Raw genomic sequence first — 22,041 nt, 5'->3', positions numbered from 1 at the left:
TGCGGAGCTTGGTCACATTCTGCCTGAGCTTGTTCACTTTCCAATGCAGTTTGGACACTTTTCGTCAGAACTTGGACACTTTCGTGAAAAATCCCGGCGAAAGCCGGGGGCTCTTAATGCTCTTAGGTTACCTAAAAGCTGCTTGGCGGGACGCTGCGCTTTTGCAGAAAGCAGAACTGTAGTGCGGCGTTTGGTCACATTCGCGCGGGGTTTGGACACTTTACTGCGGAGCTTGGTCACATTCTGCCTGAGCTTGTTCACTTTCCAATGCAGTTTGGACACTTTTCGTCAGAACTTGGACACTTTCGTGAAGAATCCCGGCGAAAGCCGGGGGCTCTTTGTGGTGTTAGCAAATAATTTTATACTTATCTATGCATCCAGCTAATATATTCTTTTGAATTAGTGTTTCCATTACTTTCGACGCCTAAAGAATTCAATGTTCTCTTAAGTGATTTGGCATTCTTAATCAAATAGAACTCCTGCAAATCTTTTAATTTTGCTTTAGGATTTACTAGAATAAAATAGTCTGCAAGTTGTTCTTTTGAAAGACTTCTTGTGCTATGAAAACACGCGGTGCATTTCCAAAAATAATTCATTTTGGTTAAATTAATTCCCTCACAATGCAAGCATGAAATTCCGTGTTTCAAATCAGGTAGATTGAGTTTATATTTCGCGAGAGGATCTTTAAAAATTGGCAGGATTGAAGGTTCGATTAAGTGATTGAATAATGAGGATATTTGTTTTGGGGTAAGAACCTGTTTCGGGTTCTCTTTATAAAGTGTTCTAATTTTATGGGTAAGTTGCTCACTTTTTATTACAGATTTATAAAGATGACTTTGACTTGCATCGGTGTGGATGCTGCTGTTTGTAGTGGTAAAAACAATGTATCCATAAACAGGAATATCAAGTTTCTTCTCGCGGAGTATATTTTTCAGCCCATTTATTTGTCTATTTAACTGCCAAATCGGATCACGGAAATAGTTTTCCACTCCATTCATCTCACGTTTCATTGAACCAGTGTCAGGCTGCAATGTTATTTTACCTATGACATTTTTGCATTCTACAATTAAGATAAATGAAGATGTAATATGGATTTGATCAAATTGAATGGTTTCGAAATAAGAAGGAATCGTGAGGTTTTTAATTGTGATGAATTTCGGAGAATTTAGTGGATCCGTTAGCGAGTCTATATAACATTCACCTTTAAAACCAGCTTTAAGTTTGTTCAGGTCTTCTTCTGCAAATGGATAACTAAAATGAGATTTATCGAGTCTGAGTAATAACCTTTCAAGAGTGAGCTGATCATGAGACATTTCCCGTACAGTGTAACTCATAAACTACCTCCTTTTTGTAAGAATATCACAATTAGGATAGGAAAAGAAATTTAATGTTAGGATTTACTTCTTTAATTTGCTAATTAACTTAAGTGAGTACTGAATGTTACATGGTCACATTCGTACGTGGTTTGGACACTTTCCTTCGGAGCTTGGTCACATTCGGCCTGAGCTTGGTCACTTTCCAATGCGGTTTGGACATTTTTCGTCAGAACTTGGTCACTTTCGTGAAGAATCCCGGCGAACGCCGGGGGCTCTTAATGCTCTTAGGTTACCTAAAAGCTGCTTAGCGGGACGCTGCGCTTGTGCAGAAAACAGACTGTAGTGCGGCGTTTGGTCACTTTCGGGCGGGGCTTGGACACTTTACTGCGGAGCTTGGACACATTCGGTCTGAGCTTGGTCACTTTCCAATGCAGTTTGGACACTTTTTGTCCGAACTTGGACACTTTCGTGAAGAATCCCGGCGAACGCCGGGGGCTCTTAATGCTCTTAGGTTACCTAAAAGCTGCTTGGCGGGACGCTGCGCTTGTGCAGAAAGCAGACTGTAGTGCGGCGTTTGGTCACATTCGCGCGTGGTTTGGACACTTCACTTCGGAGCTTGGACACATTCGGTCTGAGCTTGTTCACTTCCCCACTCTGTTTGGTCACTTAGCGGCCCTGCTTGGTCACTTTCATGAAAAAAAACCCTGATTTAAAACAAAAAACAGGAAACCACCCACGGTCTCCTGCTCCTTCTAATAAGGTATTAACTCCAGCACATCCCCTTCGGCTGTACCATCTATTTTAGTAAAGTGGTAGTTTCCATCTATCCAGTCCTGGAGCTGGTTATCGTACCATTTTGATTTGATATGTCCCGATTGCCCTGGGCCAACAAGATGGTATGCGCCGGTTTCATCAGCCATGTCTTTGACAAATCGCCAGGAGGCGCCGTGTGTGACGGTGCCGTCTTCGTTATAGGATGCGGCCTGGACGGTGATTTGGCTGCCGCCCATTTCGATTGGGCGCTCCGGGGTGAAGATGCGCTCAAGGATCGGCGAAGCTGCGGCGAGCGGGTGATCAAAGATGACCTGGTGATAGTCTCCCCAGCGCCAGTCGGAGCGGTTTTCACCATACTCTTCTTCCAGCCGCTCCGTTACCCGCTCAAGTGAATCGGTCAGCCACTTTTCGACTCCGCCGTATTCCTCAATCCAGACGCTTGTTTCGCCGCTGAATGATTTGCGCAGCATTTCGTCTGTGACGTGGTTTTGTCCGGCGAATAAGGAGGAGACGTCTTCCGGAATATCTTCTTCGAACAGCACAGCAGGCAATTCCTTCATCCATAAATGAAAAAGTAGCGGACCTGCGCTGTCAACATGATCGTAGCGGTCCCATTCACGCAAAATATTAAGCTCCTGCTCAAAGCCTGATACTGCGCTGATCATGTCATCGAGAAATTCTTCTGCATACAGATTTTTCTGGTCCATTTGCAGGGCGATCATGTCTTCAGCTGTGACCTGATCGTTTTCGCTTAAATATTCGTCGATGCGTAAATAGCGGTATGGCTGAGCCCAGAAATCGGTGATGTGATAAGGATAGCTCTCATCTACAACGGCATTGTTGGCTGTTGCGATATAGCCTTTTTCCGGATTGACGACGGTTGGCAGTTCGTCAAATGGAATGTAGCCTGTCCAGCGGTATGTTTCTGAATCGCCTGGAACCGGCAGCTGACCGTCACCTGTTTCGCGGATTGGAATGCGTCCGTTTGCTTTATAGGCAATGGTTCCGTCTTTTCCGGCAAACACAAAATTTTGTGCAGGTGAATGAAAGTCCTCTAAGGCGGTTTCGAACTCGTTCCAGTCAGAGGCCTTATTCATATTGAGTACGGCTTGCAGCTCTAATGTTGGTTCCAGAGCTGTCCACTGCATGGCAAATAGCGGTGTATTTTCATCCGAACCGTCCATGACATTTGAAATAATCGGACCGTGACGGGTGACGACTACTTCAAAATCAACGGTTTCACCGTCTTTTACCTCGATCGGCTCCTGACGGACAGTTGCCGGCAGCCACTGTCCTTGATATAGAAACTGGTTTGGGTTTTGCGGGTTCTGTGTTTCAATATATAGATCCTGTACGTCAGGCCCTACGTTCGTAACACCCCAGGCAATATCGTCATTGTGACCGAGTATAATGCCCGGAATTCCGGCAAAAATGACACCGCTTACATTTTGTTCCGGAGATGTAAGATGCATCTGATACCAGATTGCAGGTGTGCCAAGCCCTAAATGCGGATCGTCTGCGAGAAGTGGTTCCCCGCTTTCTGTACGTTCCCCTGATACGACCCAATTATTGCTTCCGTTAAACGGGTGAGGAATGACGGCGTTGTCAAAAGCGCCTGCCACTTCAACCGGATTTTGTTTATTGGCTTCAATAATGGCTGGTGCATCCTCAGGATAGGTAATAAATAGTTCACGCGCTTTTTCTTCAGGCATTTCCTGCAGTGCCCAGTGTCTGAAGGCGAGTGAGGACCAGTTGCCGCCAAGGTCGAATGCCATGTATTTACCAATCGTGAGTGAATCGGTTTCTGTCCACGGCTCCGGCTCATATCCGAGAAGTGTGAATTCAACAGGGAGCGTTCCATCCTGCTTCGCCTGCTCGATATATGCGTTGACCCCTTCTGCATACCAGGCAAGCACCTGCTTGGCTTCATCATTGTAGCCGGCATAAGAAATTTCAGCGGCATTTCTCAGACTGAAGGTTCGGAAAAACTGGTCTGTTTCAATAGCGGCTTCTCCAATGACTTCAGCGAGTGTACCGCTTGCCTGTCTTCTGGCAAGATCCATCTGAAACATCCGGTCCTGTGCCTGCACATACCCCTGTGCACGATACAGATCGGCATCATTTTGCGCCTCTATGTGAGGAACGCCGACTTCATCTCTTGTGACGGTCACTGAGTCAGTCAGTCCGCTGAGTTCGACTGTTCCTTCTGTTACGGCCAGTGACTTTCCTATGTACCAGTTTATAAACAATAATGTGCCGATGACTAAAGTGATTAGTACCCCAATTGTGCCAAACACCCATTTTTTCCACCAGCCCGGCTTGCGGACTTTCGGTTCGGGTATAATTTCTCTCATTTCCCTTCCCCCTTTACGTGAAAAATTCGACAGCCGTTCTGCATATTCCTTTATGGATGTGGTCTTTACAATAAAAATGACTGCCGGAATGAATCCCGGCAGCCACTTTTTTATTTCTTCATTTCACTGGCAAGCCATTGAACCATCTCAACGGGTGAGATTTTCTCCTGCTCGCCTTTTTTATGTGCTTTTTTTAATAGATCTGATAAGTGCTGGCTCGTCAGCTGCTGCTTAGCTTCCATGTGATGATCGCTCCATTATCTGTTATTTCTCAATTAGATACCTGTTTTCGACAAGTATTAAACATGATAATGGGACTGTTTTTAAATCCAGATAACAAAGTACTGGATTTTCTGTTTGGATGACTTTTGCACAGAAGCACTGATCGTATTGGCTAAAATCTTTCCGATTGAGTGGTGACTGATTTCTGCCCGTTTTGGCATGGAGAGCGTTAGCAGTTTTTTACGCAGGTCACACATAAAGTAAAAGGTGAGCGATGATTTTCCCTGCAGTTTAATCTTGTAGTATATGAGGTGGGGACGATCGGGATAGTGATAGGATTGACAATCATCGAGTGATATTTGGTGTTCTTTGAAAAAGCGGTGATCAAGCATTCTGAAAAAGTTGTGAAGGGGGAGACATTTTATATTCTTTTCACCCCTGTACTCACAGAAGTCCTTATGTAAAATAGCGAGGTATTGCGGTAATGCCTGAAACTGTGACCTGTAGACAATCATGAAAAACCTCCAATGGAATTATTCAATATAATTCCATTTTACTGCATCTTTTGACATAAAAATAATAAATATTTATTTATCTTTAGACATTATGTCAATTTGTCATATTTCTATTTTATCGTATAACTTTTCCGAATCTGCTAAGGATGTTGTCATCCATTCAAGAAAGTTCAATTCTTCAGTCTTTAGAGATCTGTCCAGCCCCTGTTCAAAATCGTTGCATAATTCCTCAAACCATTCCTTATTTGTTTTCAATGACAAGTCCTCCCCTTATGTTCAGAAAATTACTAATTTATTGTATTTTACAATTCACTATTTTATTAAATATATTTTATTTTGTCATTAATTTATTTATGTCATTACGTCATTAATTTCCTCATTCCGTTTTCTGATCGCTATTGTGAAGGTATTCCGAATAAAGCAGGTGGAGACAATGGCGATTTATCAGCAGTTGAAATATTACCGGGAAGAAGTTCTCAACATGACACAGAGTCAGGCAGCACGCTTATTAAATATTGACCAGTCCACTCTTTCAAATTATGAGCGGGGCAGCCGGCAAATCCCGCTGGAACTCCTGCGCCTGTTTAAAGAAAAGTATTACATAGATGATGATATGTTTCTTGCCATGCTATTTCAGGATCCTTCAAGTTCCGGTCTGATCAAAGAGGGGAAAAAGGAATTGCAGGAAAAAGTGCTGAAAGCAGAAGATCAGCAGCTCGTTAATCTGATCAGAGAACATCCCTCACTGATGGAGGAACTGCGGGAGCTTGCTTCTCTCCCGAAAAACCATCAGAAAAATCGTGCAGATGTGCTAGTACGTGTATTACAGATTCTTAAAAAAAGTCCACTTTAAGTTTTGCTCCCGCTGATTGAAGCGGGTTTTTTCTTCTCATTTATGAAAAGGTGCATCGGTCGTTTTTTTTTATTTTTATCATCCTGTAAACTGTTTTTCTCCACATCTATTAACCTCATCATATAAACTCCTTTTTATTCAAGTTCACCAAATATTCATCATTTTACAACATTTAATTTCAAATTACTTCTAGCAGTGACAAGATCAGCATTTTTCTTTACAATAGAGAAAGCATGTCATTTTGGGAGGTTTTTTCATGACGTTTCGCTTTCTGGAAGGGTTAAAGGACCCTGTCCGATTGATTGAAAGCTTACATAATAGTGAATCTGTATTACATATAAAACGGAAGATTACAGTACTATTACTTCTTTCAATGTTTATTTTTGGATTTGGCGCATGGATTGGAATGGGTACGCAGGATTGGGCTGGAAACTTCGTTTTGTTTTTCGGATTGGAATATGATTTACAGCGTTTTTACTTTTTACTTGGCAGACTTTGCTTAGGCCTTGGATTTGCAGGTCTTTTTATTTTTTTACCGGCACTGCTCTACAGCCTGCTTGCACATGATTTTTCATATAAAAAAGGACTTGTCCTTGCTTTTTTCCCCGCAGCAATTTTGGTTCTTGAACAGTTTACGTATTTAATTCTTATGATCTGGCAGGGTATTAATTGGTACTCCTCTCCTTTTTCATGGGGTGTGATTGGACAACTCTTAATTAAACAGGAATGGCTGATTTACTTTGTAGGTGCTATTTCCCTGTTCAAAATCTGGGTAATGTACTGGCAATTCCTTACACTTCGTGCCCTTGTAACACTGAAATGGTGGGCAGTATTATTGATTGTTCTAGGTGCAAATATAATTTTATGGGCAGTAACAGCAACACTGGAATGGCTGCCATGGTATGGATATTTATTTAATTAAGGAGGCAGACATCATGAAAAAACGGTATAAATGGACAGCGATCATCACCCTCATCGTGTTGTTTGCCGGGATGAATCTATATTTAATTAAAGAAGATTCTGAACTTGTGGACAGAACCTCCCTCGTTTATGACCAAAAACGGAGCAAGACGGAAACAGTTGAAAATCTTCTCATTAAAAATGGTGTTACGCAGCCAGCTGAGGAACAGCGCGTTTATTTTTCTGAACAGCTGGGCATGTTCACTAGATTCCTGGTAGATACCGGAGATCGGGTGAGCCCTGGAACACCGTTATATGAATATACGGTTTCTGATCTCGAAGAACAGCGGCTGATTTTCGAATCTGAAATTGAACAGCTTGATCGTGAGGCTTCATCTATTGATTCCTACATTTCAGACCTTGAAGCAATTGAGCGTCAATTACGTGAAGTGAGCAATTCATCATCAGCAACAGCACGTCCTTCAAGCAGATTAAATGATGAAGAACTTTTAATCACGATTGAGTTGGAAGTGGGCATTGATGTGTCAGATGCAACGCTTGATCAGACCAGAGCCATTATTGATCAGAAAATTAGTGAGCAGGAAGCACTGATTAACCGTCTGGAAGCTGAAAGCGCAAAATATCAGCGCCTTGCTGATGGACTTGAAGACAGTCCCGTTGTAACAGTCGAGAGCGAATACACAGGTCAGGTAGCAAGACTTTCCGAAGATATCAGTAGCCCGCTCATTACCATTTATCCTGATTCACTCGCATCCCGTGTACAATTAACCGATGATGAAGCATTGCTTGTAAGTGAAGGTATGAACGCCCGTATTACCTCACCTGTAACAGCGGGAAAAACAGAAGGCAGTGTCGTCTCGAATCCACGACTGCCTGAAACTGAACCGGAACTAAACGACAAAAGCTATTACCCTGCTGAAATTTCTCTTCCAAATGTAGACGAGCGCTGGTTTACCGGTCAGCATGTGGTCAATGAAATTATTTTAGAATCATCAGAAGGCATCACTGTTCCACTAACCAGCCTGAATGATTCTTATGTTCACGTGCTCGCACAGGACGGACTCCTTTACGCGACTCCTGTTGAACGCGGTATTCTTGACGGAGATCGGCAACAGGTATTAGGCGATCTTACGGCAGGTGAATGGATTCTTGCAGATCCTGACCAGGCACAACGCTTTTATCAGCCTTATATTACACCAATGACTTTTGAGCGAATGAACCTGGATAATCTAACGTATACGGATTCCCGGACAAATTGGAAATATTTTTTGTTAGGACTGGTTCCTAACTAATCGAAGTCTCCTGCTGATGCAGGGGGCTTTTTTGAGAGGTGTTTGGTCACATTTGGTGTGTGCTTGGACACTTTGGGTGCGAGCTTGGTCACTTTCGGTGCAAGCTTGGTCACATTCACGCCAAGCTTGGTCACATTATGAGGTAACTTGGTCACTTTTGTGAAATTAGCCACGATGGTTTTATATGGAGGGGTTGGGTAACTGAAGGGGGACTTGGACACATGTGGCGGCGGTTTGGACACTTTGGGTGCGAGCTTGGTCACTTTCGGTGCAAGCTTGGTCACATTCACGCCAAGCTTGGTCACTTTGTGAGATAACTTGGTCACTTTTGTGAAATTAGCCCCGATGGTTTTTATATGGAGGGGTTGGGTAACTGAAGGGGGACTTGGACACATGTGGCGGCGGTTTGGACACTTTGAGTGGGAGCTTGGTCACTTTCGGTGCAAGCTTGGTCACATTATGAGGTAACTTGGTCACTTTTGTGAAAATCAGCCACGTCCACTCTCTCCTATCCACACCTGATCTGAGCAATTCTCCCCTCCCCTTTTGTTTTCAGCCAAATATAAGGTATAATTAAAGATACGTTTTTTTTCGAAAAGGTGGAGATTGATTATGCAGACTGATTTGCTGGCTGAGGGATTGGAGCAGCTGGATCAGAAGTTGTTTCGAAGGTTTTCTCCTGGTGTTCAGGAGGATGAGCGACTGATTCAGAAAGGGCTCTTTTTATATCGTCAGGGGACGGTTTATGATATGGGTTTTGATGTGAATAATCAGATGCTGAAGGCAAAGGTCCGTGATGTTCATGGCGTCAGCGTGCGCATTTCGCTTGACCCAGCTAAAGGCAGCAGCTGCAGTTGTCCTGAAGAATCCTGGTGCCGCCACCGCATGGCTGTGTTTTTTAAGTTTTATCAGCAGAATGCGAGCGTAAGTCAGTGGATCACCACCTGGCGCAATCAGAAGCATGATTTGGCTCGCATTGAAAAAACACCGGAATCCTGGGATAAGGTGATTGAAAATGTTTGGACGTCCGGTGAGTTCACTGTGCTTTTTGACAAGCCTTTTCTTGCAGAGCATTATGTGCTGGCTGCGCTGCGTAAATTGACTGATCAGGTACCTGTTGAAAAAGAATGGGCACCTTTATATAAGCTTTATACTTCCTTCTACCTGTTCAGCAGGCTGTCGGATGCTTTTGGAGAAAAGCCGCAAGAGGATATTGAGCATGCCCTCTCTATTCCTGTTGATCAAATGAAAGATGCGATGTATGACCTGGCTGTTTACGCACATCCATTTTCGTTTGATCCATTTTTAGCAAAGCTGAGGAATGATAGCTCACAATGTTTGCAGCATCGTAATCCGCTTCATTTTACGGTTTACGGCATGCTCTGGTTTCAGCTTTTCACGAAGCCCGCACAGCGTGAGCAGGAGTGGAATCGTTTGAAGGAAATGAATACGTCTGAAGAAATATTGCTGGCAAAATCCTTATTTTCTCTTTTGCTGAAGCATGATTCGTTCCTGTCCTCATTCCGGGAAACGCCGGATGCTGCAGTACCTCATGCAGTACAGTGGCTGGAGTGGCTTCTTTGGGATGAGCAGAAGAATCAGGCTATTGAAGTGATGAAAGGAATTCAGGAGAAGCTTGAGGGGTATCTTGAGAGACTGCCGGAATTATCCGACAGGCGTTCTTTTGCCATGTGGCTCATTTATAAAATCGAGGGTGATAAGTTGCGGATGCATTCTCCTGATGTGACGATCAGACTGTATGAAAAACTGCTTCCGTTCAGCGCCCGACACCTCGGTTCTCTCCTCTTGGATGCCGGAAAATATAAGGAATGGGTCGAGCTGGTTCACTGGATTGATTTTACTCCTGAGGAGCTTGAGATGGCCGGCTTAAAAAAGCTGATTGAACAAAAGCCTGAATTTGCTGTGCCATTGTTACATCAATGGATTGAAGTACTGATTGTCAGAAAACAGCGCGATACGTATAAAAAAGCCGTGAGATATTTAAAAAAGCTGCGGAACATATATAAAGAAACAGGACAGCTGGCACGTTTTGATATTTATTTTGACCGTCTAATGAAAAAATACAAGCGGCTGAGAGCATTCCGTGAAGAATGTGAAAGGGGGAAATTGATTGATGCAAACCATTGATATTTATCCGCTCAGTGACGGATATTTTTCACTCAGAATGGTCAGTGGTGACGGCGAAATGATTCCTCCTGAACAATGGCAAAACTCTCTGCTTTTATGGCATAAGGAGTCCTTTCATGGAACCGTGCTGCCGGATGTCACAGAACTGCCGTCGCAAAGTATCGCACTGGACAGCTGGAGTTTGCTGACATTGTTTTCACAGCCGGAATTTCATGGACGTTATAAATGGGCGCTGTCTGAACAGGCGCAGTTTATATACGATACGGCTCCTCTTATATTTGAGTGGATCACAGAAGGAAAGTGGCTGTCTGAGTGGAATCATACATCTGGTGGCCAATCGTTTGATATTTCGCTGAGTGAAGACTTTTGGGCGGAGTGGTCAGATATGTCCGGGGCATCTGAGAAACCGGACGGAGATCAGCAGACATTTCTGAATCATTGGTACCGTCATGCCATCATCTCCTTTTTTGATCATCATCCGAGAAGCAGCGGGCTTGCAGAGCGTGTGTTCAATGAAGGACATATTCTGGAGGCTGAGGATCTGGCCGCTTATTTTGATGAGGAAAAGTGGCAGATGTGGGTCAAACAACAGGATCTTGAGCTTCCTTACCGGTTTGGGATCAGACTGGAGGAGCCTTCCTCTGAAGAAGAGCTTTGGACAATGCAGCCGTTTCTCAGAGACCGCAGGAGAGCTGACTGGACGTATGACCTCAACCTGTATGCGCCACTTGAACGCTCTGTTCCTTCCCGCTGGACGGACCAGATTTCAATGATCGAACAGGAGCTGGAACGGTGGATCCGACTTATTCCTTATTTAAAAGAGGACGATGTCTGGCAGTTGGAAATGGCTGAAGAACGCGCCTGGCTGTTTTTAACTGAAGGTAGTGAAAAGCTTCTGGCACTTGACGTGGAGATTCTTCTGCCTTCCTGGTGGAAACAGATTCAGAAATCATCTGTTTCACTTAAAGCTTCTGTTAAAGGGGATCGCAGTTACCGTCCTTCTTTTGTGGGACTTGAAGCACTCGTTGATTATGACTGGAAAATTTCGATTAATGGCAGTGATTTAACCGATGAGGAATTTCAGGCACTCGTTGATGAGAAAAAACGGTTTATTCAGGTCAACGGAGATTGGGTCGCACTCGATCCAGCGATGATCGCCAGAATTCAGCAGGCAATGAATGCCGCAAAGAAACATGGCATCAGTATGCAGGACCTCCTGGTTGATCATCTTGATGAAGAAGATGAGGAGAATGATGCAGATCATCTCCGCATTCAATTTGAGCTGAACCGTTCGATGAAGTCCATGATGGAGAAGCTGAACGATGTAGGAAAAATCCCACTCCTTAATCCCCCTCCAGGTCTGCAGGGAGAGCTTCGCCCGTATCAGCAGCAGGGCTACAGCTGGATGAGCTTTTTACGCTCGAATCAGTTCGGAGCCTGTCTCGCAGATGATATGGGTCTTGGGAAAACGATTCAGCTGATCAGCTACATGCTTCATGTCAGGGAAACTGAAGCACCGGAACATCCTTTTCTGATCGTCTGTCCAACGTCTGTGCTCGGCAACTGGCAAAAGGAAATTGAACGTTTTGCCCCTGATTTACATGTGCACCTGCATTACGGACCTGCACGCGCTAAAGGAGAAGATTTTCCGGCTTCCATCCGCGAGGCTGATGTTGTGCTGACTTCATTTGGTCTTTGCCACTCTGATCAGGAAGAGCTGACCTCCCTACAATGGGCAGCGGTTGCCCTGGATGAGGCGCAGAATATTAAAAACCCGTTTACGAAACAATCGAAAGCGATCCGGAGCCTTCGTGGTCAGCATCATCTTGCTTTGACAGGAACACCAATGGAAAACCGCCTGTCTGAGCTATGGGCTATCTTTGACTTTATTAATCACCGTTACCTCGGCTCGCTGTCAAATTTCAGAAAAGATTATATAGCCCCTATTGAGCGGGACGGCTCTGAAGATCTGACTAAAAAGCTGCAAAAGCGGATCAGACCATTTTTACTGAGGAGAACGAAAATCGATCCTGCCGTCGGCTTAAATCTTCCTTCTAAAATTGAACAGAAGGAATTCTGTCCGCTGACAACGGAACAGGCAACTCTTTATGAGCAGCTTGTTAAGGATACGCTTGAGAAGATTCCTACTTTAACGGGGATTGAACGCAGAGGTGTTGTGCTGCAAATGCTCAACCGGTTAAAGCAGCTCTGTGATCACCCTGCTCTTTATCTGCAGGAGGAGTCTCCTGACATGCTGATCGAACGCTCTGAAAAGATGGGTAAGCTGATGGACCTCGTTGAGCAGATTATGGAGGCTCGTGAAGGCACCATTATTTTCACCCAGTATTTATCAATGGGCAGAATGATTCAGCAGGTACTGCAACGGAAATATGGTCAAACCGTTCCATTTTTAAATGGTTCGACACCTAAACACCAGCGTGATCAGCTTGTTGAAAAGTTTCAGTCAGGTGAATTCCCTATTTTCATCCTGTCTCTGAAAGCTGGCGGAACGGGTCTAACATTGACAGCTGCCAACCACGTGATTCACTATGACCGCTGGTGGAATCCCGCAGTTGAAAACCAGGCGACTGACCGTGCTTACCGGATTGGTCAGACAAAGTTTGTTCACGTTCATAAATTCATCTCCTCTGGCACAGTTGAGGAGAAAATTGATAAAATGCTTGAAAAGAAGCAGTCTTTAAATGAGGAGATCATACGGGGAGACCAGTGGATTACTGAGCTATCTAACCAGGAGCTTGAAGATCTTCTTGTTCTGTCATAATGGGAAGACCGTCTGACTGTCAGACGGTCTTTTTATACTTTATGTTAAACGGAGTTGGTGTTACGGAGTAGTCAACGTGACGGCCTGCTTATGGGGAGGGGAAGGTTCGCCATAAGGGGCCGTCCGGTGACCATCTTAAAACGGAGAATCAAATGACGTTAACGGATGACTTCAAAATGGGTTTCTGTTGAAGCATTCTGTTCTGCAGGGGTCGGCGGCGGTTCAGGAAAAGGTTCAAATTCTGCGTCCGTGGATACTTTTTTGCGGTCCAGAAATCTAACGGAGTCTGCGAATACTTCGGTGAAGTAGCTTTTTGATCCGTCATCACGACTGAACACTCTCGTCTGGAGTCTACCGGTAATACCGACAAGCGATCCTTTTGCACAATACTCAGACGTGTTCTGAGCCACCCGATTCCAAATGATACAGCGGATAAAATCGGCTTCATTTTCACCAGCCTGATTCTTAAAAGGCCGATTTACTGCAACGGTAACATTCAACACGTGTTTGTTTGATCCAATCTCCTTTAATTCCGGATCCCTGGTCAGTCTTCCGACAATCGTCACCTGATTAATCATGTCTTCCCTCCTTTCTCTTAAGGAATGACCTAAGCATACCGGGCGGGAAAATTGTTGTAAAACACGGAAAAATTGATTTTTTGTGTATTTCTACGAAGAATTTCCGTTCTTTTTGCTGGGGATTTCTTTTGAAATGATCCTATTATTCCCCGGGAAATTTCTAATTTCAACATTTTCAAACAAAGTTTCAGAAAATGATTATGCTATAATGAGACAACGGAGTGTTGAAGGAGGCGTAGTTGTGAAAACGTTTAAACTCAAGCGGGTTCAGATTGTTGAAGGGGATTCAATTCGCCAATTCGACCTGATCGACGGCCTGATTATTAATAAGGAAGATGATCACCAGACTTGGATCTTGGAAGCTTTCCTTGATCACAAGGAGATAGACTATTTTCAGAGAATTCAACAGAGTCGGGAGAACATTGAGGTTCTGGCTGTTATTTCAAGTGAGAAAAATGATCCTGCATCTCTCTATGCTCATGTTCATGATGTACGGCCCATAGGAGAAAGAATCAGTGTTCTTTTTATCGGGCACATTCGGAATCAGAGAAATGATTACGCTGAAAAGCTTTTGGCCTCTATTCTTGAAAACGATAATCTGAGCGGGGAAGAGCTGCTAATACAATTTAAAAAACAGATGAGGGAAAGGCCAAGGATTGTAAAAAAATAAATTACTCTGATTTTATACAAACAGGCTGCCGGATCAATCCGGCAGCCTGTCTCTTATTCGTCCCGGTTATCGCGGTCTTCGCGATCGATATCATCTTCAATGATATCTTCACGGTTGTTGTTATTGTTATCGATGATGTCATTGTTGCCGTTTGTTCCGTTGTTGTCACGGCCCATGTTGTTATAACCGTCGCCACGTTCGCCCGCGTTGTCGTTCATGTCGTTTTGGACGTCATTCATGCGGTTGTTGTCCATCATGGATTCGTTGTTATCTGGAACGCCGTCATTGACATTACATCCAACCATAAGTGCTGCTGCCATCATAGCGCCTGCTGTGAGCTTTAGTGTTTTGTTCATGTCGCTTCCCTCTCCTTTTGTTTTTTGTGACCTAATGATGCGGTCTTTGGCTAGTTTTCCCGGAGAGGGTGGGGATTATGTATGGGTTAGATATTTTTTAGCAGCCGGGCAGGAGGCATCCTACGCTTTCCTTGTCTAGCTGCGGCGACTAGCCCCTCGAGGTCATAAGTCAAAGATGAACGAGGGCAAAGGTCAGCCCTCTTTTCATCTTCGCCTTATGCTTGTCGGGGCTGAGCGAGTCGCCTACGCTTTTCTAGGGTCGCGCGGTGAGCCAGCTTATGCTTCGCATTATGCTGGCTCACCTGTCGTTTCCCTGCCGCAGGAGTCTTTGGTTGAATCCCGTCCTCGAATTGTATATGAACTATATCGCGTATAAATTAAATTATTGAATCGCGAACATGATTTCTGTTTCGCAGGCGATTTCGCCGTCTACGGTTGCGGTTGCTTTTCCTTTTCCGAGCGGACCTTTGATGCGGATGATTTCGACTTCAAGACGAAGCTGGTCACCCGGTTTGACCTGGCGCTTAAAGCGGCATTTGTCGATTCCGGTGAAGAAGGCGAGTTTACCGCGGTATTCTTCCTGTTTCAGCATGGCGACTGCGCCTGTCTGTGCGAGTGCCTCAACGATCAGTACGCCTGGCATTACCGGATAGTCAGGGAAATGTCCGTTAAAAAATTCTTCGTTTGCTGTTACGTTTTTAATGGCAACAGCGCGTTTTCCTTCTTCGATTTCCACCATTTTATCAATTAATAAAAATGGGTAACGGTGAGGAATAATTTCTTTAATCTGCTGAATGTCTAACATCAAAAAACCTCCTGCTATTCTGTATCCTGTGTCACAAGATCAATAATATGTGTCCACGTCTCTTTCTTCAGAGCATCTGTGGGGCTTCCGTCTCCTATTACACCGTACCCTACCATCAGCCCTACGACCAGGCTTCCGGCAGCTAAGGCAACAATCAGAACAATTCTTATTAAAATGGGAAACAGTCGAACCTGGACCCACCTCGGGACACGGGACTCTTTTATCTCTTCCGTTGGTTTACTCTTTTTTTCACTGCGGGTTTCAGACATATTCCTTACTCCTTTAACGCATTCCGTTCACAAGACCTGACATCTGATCTGAGATCGAGATCGCTCTTGAATGAAATTGATAATTACGCTGAACTTCAATTAGTTCTGTAGCGGCTCTCCCCATATCTACGTTTGACGTTTCCAGGGCTCCCTGTTCCAGTCCGATTTCCTGACGAAGAGCACCCTCCATTTGAGTGAGGAGTTCAGCTTCTGTCACTCCAAGCTCAGCCAGATTTCCCGGAATGCCGAGATACACGCTTGAGACGCGATCCATCAGTTGAGGACGCTCAATGGTCACAACGCCAAGCTGAATTTCCTGCTGTGCGCCTCCTCCATTCGTAAAGACGAGTGTGCCGTCATCATTTAACTGTACCTCATTTACCGGACCATCGACAATAATCTGCTGGTCATTCTGATCAAGGACAGCATTTCCCTGCCCATCAACGAGCATGACTTCATCATCGTTCATTGGGGTAAAGTAAAATGCTCCGTCCCGTGTAAAGTTCTGCTCCTGTGCGCCGTCTGCTGATTGAACGAGCACTTTAAAATACTGATTTTCACGCGTAAAAGCAAAATCGATCATCCGCTCTGTCCGTTGCAGCGCTCCCTGTGTGGTTACGAGCTGGGATTGTGCGATTTTTGCTCCGTTCCCAAGTCGCAATCCATCAGGTGTCATACGGGGTGCACCCGTTTCACGTGTGTGCTGAATTTCCTGATGTAATAAAGAAGTAAAGTTTGCTGTAGTCTGTTTATAACCGTTTGTAGCAGTGTTCGCAAGGTTATTTGCAATCATATCAAGCTGTTTTTGCAGCTGATTCATTGTATTGGTAGCGGTCACCATGTTGCGGATCATTTGTTATCCCCCTTAGTTAAGACGCCCGACTTCATTAACCGTCTTTTCCATGCTTCGGTCATAAGCCTGCAGTATTTTCTGATTGGCTTCAAATGAGCGGTAAGCTGTCATTAAGTCTGTCATTGTTCTTGCACTATCCACGTTTGACCGTTCAAGTGAGCCCTGCACGACAGTGAAGTTCACATCTGCCGCCGCATAAGCATTTGGAAGCAGGACACCCTCAGGGGCACGATACAGCTCGTCTCCTTCTTTGACAAGGGAGCGCGGGTCATCAGAATACGTCATACCGATTCTGGCAACAGGTGCGCCATCCTGAATGATCTGTCCTTCAGGAGTGATTTCAAACTGATCGCTTGTCAGTTCAATTCGCTCCCCATTTTCATCCAGAACGTAATGCCCCGCTGGTGTTGTTAAAAAGCCGTCCGCATCGAGCGCAAAATTCCCGTTTCTCGTATAGCGGATGACACCATCTTCATGTTCGAGAGGGAAAAACACTGCTCCCGGAAAACCTGTTTCTTCATTGACAGGCATGTCTCCCTGCAAAATGGCTGCATCTGTTCTCAGCCCTGTTTCCCGGATGTCTCCCTGTGTAAAAAGAGGAATCGCTTCCTGCATGTATACACCTGTGTTCAAGCCGCCGACTACGGGCGAATTCGGTAAGGTAAGGCCGTTTTGAGTCGGAATTTCTGTTTTTCCAAGACTTGAGAGCAGCATATCTGGAAAAGCGCGCATGGCAGACTGATCCGCCTTGAAGCCAGGTGTATTGACGTTGGACATATTGTTGGTCAGCATTTCAGTTTTTCTTTGCTGGGCAATCATGCCTGTTGCAACGGTGTAGAACCCTCTGAACATGTTTGTTTCACCTCGTTATGTATTGTGTATCTTTTTATTATAGCAATTTTCGACAGTTGTGCCATGAGTTTTTGTAAAATGCTTTTAACCGTGCCGGACAAATACTCGCTTTCCCGGGCGGGTGGCGAGCCACCTTCCCGCAGGAGACTCGCATTTGTCCGGCACTGATCATAACTGTCTAAAGCATTATAGTTTAATGAAAAGTCTCTTTGTATAAGCACAGGAAAAATCAGTTGAACTCTGGGAAGACAGGAGTCGTACCCCTTCTGCTACAGTCAGCCTGATTGTATCAAGTTACAAAGTGAGAATTTTGCCAAAAAAACTTTAAGAATATCTATTTCGATTGTATAAAAAAGTTCAAGTCAATAATTATTTTCTAACTGCAATTTTATCAATATTCTCAAGCATGATACCTGTTCCGATTGCGACGCAGTCCATCGGATTTTCTGCTACGAAGACCGGTACTTTCAGTTCTTCTGCAAGCAGGTGATCGATTCCGTGCAGCAGCGCGCCTCCGCCTGTCAGGATCACGCCGCGGTCAATGATGTCAGCAGAAAGCTCCGGCGGGGTCTGTTCAAGTACGTTTTTGGCTGCCTGCACAATAACAGCTACAGATTCCCGAAGTGCTCTTTCCACTTCAGATGAACGGATTGTAATCGTTCTTGGAAGACCGCTTACCATATCGCGTCCGCGAATTTCCATTTCTTCATTGCGTGAATCAGGGAAAACGGTTGCGATGTTGATTTTAATTGCTTCAGCTGTGCGCTCACCGATTAACAGTTTGTATTCTTTTTTGACATAGTTTAAAATATCAGAATCAAACTGGTCTCCTGCCATTTTGATGGATGAAGATGTGACGATATCACCCATTGAAAGAACCGCCACGTCCGTCGTTCCTCCACCGATATCCACGACCATGTTGCCGCTTGGCTGGAAAATATCCATGCCGGCACCGATCGCCGCCACTTTTGGTTCTTCCTCAAGGAATACGCGTTTACCACCGCTTTTTTCAGCCGCTTCACGAATCGCTTTTTGCTCAACGCTTGTGATGTTGGTCGGACAGCAGATCAGAATACGTGGTTTTGATAAAAATCCTTTTACATTCAGCTTATTAATGAAGTGTTTGAGCATCGCCTCTGTGACGTCAAAATCTGCGATAACTCCGTCTTTCAATGGACGGATTGCGACGATGTTACCAGGTGTACGTCCTACCATGTTACGTGCTTCTTCTCCTACTGCAAGCACGCGGTTGGTTGTTTTATCAATGGCTACAACAGATGGTTCATTCAGGACGATCCCTTTACCTTTTACGTGGATCAGCAGGTTGGCTGTTCCTAAGTCAATTCCTATATCTTTTGCAAACATCTTCTTGGTTGACTCCCTTCTTCTCACTCGTTCTTTTCTTATTCATACACTCTGATCAAACGAAAATGTCAGAGAAAAATGATCTGTATGGATTCTGCATCAGTCATTTTGGCATACGTCATTTATATCGGGTCAAAATGCACATTGTTTAAAAGTAAGCATAGTCCAATAAGTATATCTTACCACAACAAAAACAAGAGGTCATGAACCAAACAAACGTTTGATTCATGACCTCTTATCCATGCTGAACTACTGCTTTTGGTCTTCATACTTCTTTTTAGTGGCAAGGCCACCCCTTAAATGGCGTATGGACTTATGGTAATTAAGTATATGTTTTACTTCGTCTGCAAGTGCCGGTTGAAGCTCCGGCAGCCGCTCGGTAAGATCTTTATGAACTGTGCTTTTAGATACACCAAAGGTTTTGGCAGTGGCGCGTACCGTTTCACCTGTCTCAACTATGTGTCTGCCAGCTGAGATCGTTCTTTCCCTGATGTAATCATGCACGATGCCGGCCTCCTGTAGGTCCGTTTGTGCATTATATGCCGGCAGGAGGCGTCATTATGCTTACTCTGAAAAAGAAATCGGATCGACTGCTACATCATCTTTATACACTTCGAAATGTACGTGTGTACCGGCATCCGGATTTAATTCACTCACACCTGATGTTGCGATAACCTGACCCTGCATGACCTTGTCTCCACTTGCTACAGCAATATCCTGTACCGCCTGATAGCGCGTTACGAGACCATCTTCATGCTCAATTTCCACGGCATTTCCGATAAACGGATCCTCCTGTACCAGTGTAACTGTTCCGCTCATCGCAGCTGTTACGTTAAAGGACTCACCGCTTTGAACCAGATCCACACCAAGATTAGGATAATAAGTCTGATTGACCACAACGAGTGCATTTTGCTGTTCTTCAGCCGATGCTTCCTGGTCATAGAAAGCACGGTGAACCGTTACCGCTGAAGGGTCTTCAACAGGCAGCGCCATCTTTTCAACCTGGCTGTTTACTTCCACAGCCTCATCCGGACCAAACGTAACGTCCTGTCCATTCTCCTCATATGAAACTTGCTGCTGAGGATTAACTGCTACTTCTTCATTACGATCCTGAAGCACGAACACGGTAGTCAGAACGAGTGCCCCGCATCCAAGATACAGCGCCGGAACTGCCCAGCGTTTTTGCGTAAAGCGTTTGAACTTTGTTTTTAGGGTAGATTGTGATTTGTCTCCCTTGATCATTTTTCATCACCTCAGCAATCATTCTGAACGGTTAGAGGAAATTCTATACATTGTCACAAATTATTTCTTCAACGTGCTTTCAGGCGTGTTACAATCCCGGTAGGATCAATCTGGAAAGGACCTTTTCACTCTATGAAAAAATGGCTTAAGATCACTGTTACTGCACTCCCCTTTCTTTATATGATATTGATATGGATCTTATCGAGTCTCCCCCACAATGCCGTTGTTGAATTATCAAACGGCACGGTAGACCGCTTTTTAAAAGAATCTCTTCATCTGGTTGAATTCGGGATTCTCCACCTTTTATTTATCGCAGCATTGCTTGTTCATGGACGCCTGACCTCAGCCACACATGCCCTGGCTGCTGTATTTGCAGCTTTTTATGGATTTATTGATGAAATCCATCAGGCATTTGTGCCCTACCGTTCAGCGACTGTTATTGATGCCGTCAAGGATCTGATTGGTGTGCTGCTTGTATACATGATCGTCCAGCGTTTTTATTTTTCAAAACGCTCGAATTGGCTGAGGTCTGTTTTCGTGCGGATAGAGGAATGGTTCGGCTATAGAAAAAAAGAAAGCCCTGATCAGTGGTGATCAGCGCTTTTTTTAGAGGTTGAGCTGTTCAAAAGAGGGCATTTTTTGGTCGGTTATGCTTTGGGGGCTTACTGCGGCCGCGCTACTAAGTATCAATCATGCGAGGCTTTTGACACTGAACTTACAAAGTAAGGGTGTGAGCTCACGAAAGTTCGGACTCAACTCACAAAAGTAGTCGCTGAACTCACAACCTTTACCGCTAAACTCACAAATTCACGGAACAGCCTCACGAACTTATTTATCTATGTGCTACGAGAGATGGGACTGCCTGCTCAATTGGGGAGATCGTGATGTCTTTGAAATAATGGGCCACAATTTCCGTATACTTTTTGCCTTCAAGTGCCATTCCGTTCGCGCCGTATTGGCTCATTCCGACTCCGTGACCGTAACCTCTTGTTTCTATCACAACCTGGTCTCCCTGCATGAGCCAGTTAAAGTCGGATGACCGCAAATTCAAAGCTTCCCGAATCTCCCTGCCTGAAAATGTTTTTCCGCCTATTTCGATTGTTTTTACCCGATTCCCGGGAGTCCGTTCGATAATATTCCCGGCTTCACCTTTAGCCAGCGTAATCCCCAGCTTCTGCTGAAATTCCCCGAGACTGATTGTTACCCGCTCCTCATAGCCTGGTGCTACTTCCCGGTCCCATTTACTTTCAACTGATTTTAAATAAGGTATATCTTCATTCCAGTAGTCTCCCGCATTTTCAGTCCATCCATTGCTTGTTGAAAAAAAGGAGGCGGTTATGGGTTCTCCTCCATAAGTAATGATCTCTCCTTTTGTTTCCTGAACGGCTTCTTCTATTTTTTTCATTTTCCAATCGAAATCATCTTTCCATATGGCTTTGAGTTCTTCTTTATTTTTGTAGACCTGATGAGTGGTCGTATCGGTTATTTCAGCACCACCAGGAAGCTCAGGTGCACCTTCGGCCAATATTCTGGTTACATAGGTTCTCGCGGCAAGTGCCTGAGCTTTTAGCGCTTCAATCTCAAAGGAGGCAGGCATCTCACTTGCCACTACTCCGGCAACATAGCTCTCAAGGTCGATGGATTCCACTGTCTGATCCGCATCACGTAAAACTGCGATCATCAGTTCCTGATCTTCAGGCGTCTCCTGCTCCTGAATCTCTGGCGTTACTACTGTCTTTTGAGCGATTGGCTCACTTTTCACAAGATTTTCTTTATTTACAATGAATGCAGGTATCAGCAGGATCACAAAAAAGTAGAGAATGCTGAAAAGAATAAGTCGTGTCGTCTGGTTCATCGTCGCTCCTCCTGAATTG

At 44.6% G+C, this 22,041-nt stretch carries 22 protein-coding genes; 7 read left to right on the top strand and 15 right to left on the bottom strand.

Annotated elements, in window-relative coordinates; all coding sequences use genetic code 11:
- Window positions 1-365: 365 nt before the first annotated feature.
- The 5 genes from E2491_RS10055 to E2491_RS17470 form a co-directional block, all read right to left on the bottom strand.
- Window positions 366-1,334: a nuclease-related domain-containing protein gene (locus E2491_RS10055; RefSeq protein ID WP_134375515.1), complete on the bottom strand. Its 969-nt coding sequence runs from the start codon at window positions 1,332-1,334 to the stop codon at window positions 366-368.
- A gap of 734 nt (window positions 1,335-2,068) precedes the next feature.
- Window positions 2,069-4,444: a penicillin acylase family protein gene (locus E2491_RS10050; RefSeq protein WP_134375514.1), complete on the bottom strand. Its 2,376-nt coding sequence runs from the start codon at window positions 4,442-4,444 to the stop codon at window positions 2,069-2,071.
- Between the two features lie 110 nt (window positions 4,445-4,554).
- Window positions 4,555-4,686, bottom strand: a complete 132-nt coding sequence (locus tag E2491_RS17730; RefSeq protein WP_256369352.1) for a YwzD family small protein — start codon at window positions 4,684-4,686, stop codon at window positions 4,555-4,557.
- An 81-nt stretch (window positions 4,687-4,767) separates the two neighbouring features.
- Window positions 4,768-5,181 (bottom strand): hypothetical protein, encoded by a 414-nt coding sequence (locus E2491_RS10045; RefSeq protein ID WP_134375513.1) that lies wholly within the window; start codon window positions 5,179-5,181, stop codon window positions 4,768-4,770.
- 102 nt (window positions 5,182-5,283) lie between these two features.
- Window positions 5,284-5,436 carry a hypothetical protein gene (locus E2491_RS17470; protein WP_166805844.1) on the bottom strand — a complete coding sequence of 51 codons (153 nt, stop codon included), beginning with the start codon at window positions 5,434-5,436 and terminating at the stop codon, window positions 5,284-5,286.
- Window positions 5,437-5,614: 178 nt separating this feature from the next.
- Here E2491_RS17470 and E2491_RS10040 point away from each other — a divergent pair, with 178 nt between their 5' ends.
- The 5 genes from E2491_RS10040 to E2491_RS10020 all read left to right on the top strand — a co-directional run bounded on the left by E2491_RS10040 (window position 5,615) and on the right by E2491_RS10020 (window position 13,177).
- Entirely contained in the window at window positions 5,615-6,034 is a 420-nt protein-coding gene (locus E2491_RS10040; RefSeq protein ID WP_134375512.1) for a helix-turn-helix domain-containing protein, read from the top strand.
- 256 nt (window positions 6,035-6,290) lie between these two features.
- Window positions 6,291-6,956, top strand: a complete 666-nt coding sequence (locus E2491_RS10035; RefSeq protein WP_134375511.1) for a hypothetical protein — start codon at window positions 6,291-6,293, stop codon at window positions 6,954-6,956.
- A 13-nt stretch (window positions 6,957-6,969) separates the two neighbouring features.
- The gene (locus E2491_RS10030) at window positions 6,970-8,247 is read left to right on the top strand and encodes an efflux RND transporter periplasmic adaptor subunit (RefSeq protein ID WP_134375510.1); all 1,278 of its coding nucleotides are present in this window, start codon (window positions 6,970-6,972) and stop codon (window positions 8,245-8,247) included.
- A 612-nt stretch (window positions 8,248-8,859) separates the two neighbouring features.
- Entirely contained in the window at window positions 8,860-10,395 is a 1,536-nt protein-coding gene (locus E2491_RS10025; protein WP_134375509.1) for an SWIM zinc finger family protein, read from the top strand.
- The gene (locus tag E2491_RS10020; protein WP_134375508.1) at window positions 10,382-13,177 is read left to right on the top strand and encodes a DEAD/DEAH box helicase; all 2,796 of its coding nucleotides are present in this window, start codon (window positions 10,382-10,384) and stop codon (window positions 13,175-13,177) included. The genes E2491_RS10025 and E2491_RS10020 overlap by 14 nt, the downstream gene beginning before the upstream one ends.
- Before the next feature lie 158 nt (window positions 13,178-13,335).
- On the opposite strand, the gene E2491_RS10015 is transcribed toward E2491_RS10020, so the two are convergent.
- Entirely contained in the window at window positions 13,336-13,755 is a 420-nt protein-coding gene (locus tag E2491_RS10015; protein ID WP_134375507.1) for a single-stranded DNA-binding protein, read from the bottom strand.
- Between the two features lie 241 nt (window positions 13,756-13,996).
- Here E2491_RS10015 and E2491_RS10010 point away from each other — a divergent pair, with 241 nt between their 5' ends.
- On the top strand, window positions 13,997-14,425 hold the full coding sequence (locus E2491_RS10010; protein ID WP_166805843.1) for a YwpF family protein: 429 nt from the start codon (window positions 13,997-13,999) through the stop codon (window positions 14,423-14,425).
- Window positions 14,426-14,478: 53 nt separating this feature from the next.
- Here E2491_RS10010 and E2491_RS10005 read toward each other — a convergent pair whose 3' ends face one another.
- The 8 genes from E2491_RS10005 to spoIIQ form a co-directional block, all read right to left on the bottom strand.
- Window positions 14,479-14,781: a hypothetical protein gene (locus E2491_RS10005; protein WP_134375505.1), complete on the bottom strand. Its 303-nt coding sequence runs from the start codon at window positions 14,779-14,781 to the stop codon at window positions 14,479-14,481.
- Between the two features lie 382 nt (window positions 14,782-15,163).
- Entirely contained in the window at window positions 15,164-15,586 is a 423-nt protein-coding gene (fabZ, locus tag E2491_RS10000) for a 3-hydroxyacyl-ACP dehydratase FabZ (RefSeq protein WP_134375504.1), read from the bottom strand.
- A 14-nt stretch (window positions 15,587-15,600) separates the two neighbouring features.
- On the bottom strand, window positions 15,601-15,855 hold the full coding sequence (locus E2491_RS09995) for a DNA-directed RNA polymerase subunit beta (RefSeq protein ID WP_134375503.1): 255 nt from the start codon (window positions 15,853-15,855) through the stop codon (window positions 15,601-15,603).
- Between the two features lie 13 nt (window positions 15,856-15,868).
- A complete protein-coding gene (locus E2491_RS09990) occupies window positions 15,869-16,708 on the bottom strand; it encodes a flagellar hook-basal body protein (RefSeq protein ID WP_134375502.1) in 840 nt (279 codons plus the stop codon).
- A gap of 12 nt (window positions 16,709-16,720) precedes the next feature.
- Window positions 16,721-17,560 (bottom strand): flagellar hook-basal body protein, encoded by an 840-nt coding sequence (locus E2491_RS09985; RefSeq protein ID WP_134375501.1) that lies wholly within the window; start codon window positions 17,558-17,560, stop codon window positions 16,721-16,723.
- Between the two features lie 369 nt (window positions 17,561-17,929).
- Window positions 17,930-18,925, bottom strand: coding sequence for a rod shape-determining protein (gene mreB / locus E2491_RS09980; protein WP_134375500.1), 996 nt, complete (start codon window positions 18,923-18,925; stop codon window positions 17,930-17,932).
- A gap of 249 nt (window positions 18,926-19,174) precedes the next feature.
- Window positions 19,175-19,429, bottom strand: a complete 255-nt coding sequence (gene spoIIID / locus E2491_RS09975) for a sporulation transcriptional regulator SpoIIID (protein ID WP_134375499.1) — start codon at window positions 19,427-19,429, stop codon at window positions 19,175-19,177.
- Window positions 19,430-19,489: 60 nt separating this feature from the next.
- Entirely contained in the window at window positions 19,490-20,167 is a 678-nt protein-coding gene (spoIIQ, locus tag E2491_RS09970) for a stage II sporulation protein SpoIIQ (protein ID WP_134375498.1), read from the bottom strand.
- Window positions 20,168-20,299: 132 nt separating this feature from the next.
- Between spoIIQ and E2491_RS09965 the strand changes: the two genes are divergently transcribed.
- A complete protein-coding gene (locus E2491_RS09965; RefSeq protein ID WP_134375497.1) occupies window positions 20,300-20,761 on the top strand; it encodes a VanZ family protein in 462 nt (153 codons plus the stop codon).
- A 238-nt stretch (window positions 20,762-20,999) separates the two neighbouring features.
- Here E2491_RS09965 and spoIID read toward each other — a convergent pair whose 3' ends face one another.
- Window positions 21,000-22,022, bottom strand: coding sequence for a stage II sporulation protein D (gene spoIID / locus E2491_RS09960; RefSeq protein ID WP_134375496.1), 1,023 nt, complete (start codon window positions 22,020-22,022; stop codon window positions 21,000-21,002).
- Window positions 22,023-22,041: the final 19 nt, after the last annotated feature.

Origin of the sequence: Jeotgalibacillus sp. R-1-5s-1 (genome assembly GCF_004405105.1) — a bacterium.
Classification (GTDB): Bacteria; Bacillota; Bacilli; order Bacillales; family Jeotgalibacillaceae; genus Jeotgalibacillus.
The sequence above is the reverse complement of the archived record's forward strand: the minus strand, read 5'-3'. Positions and strand labels throughout refer to the sequence as shown.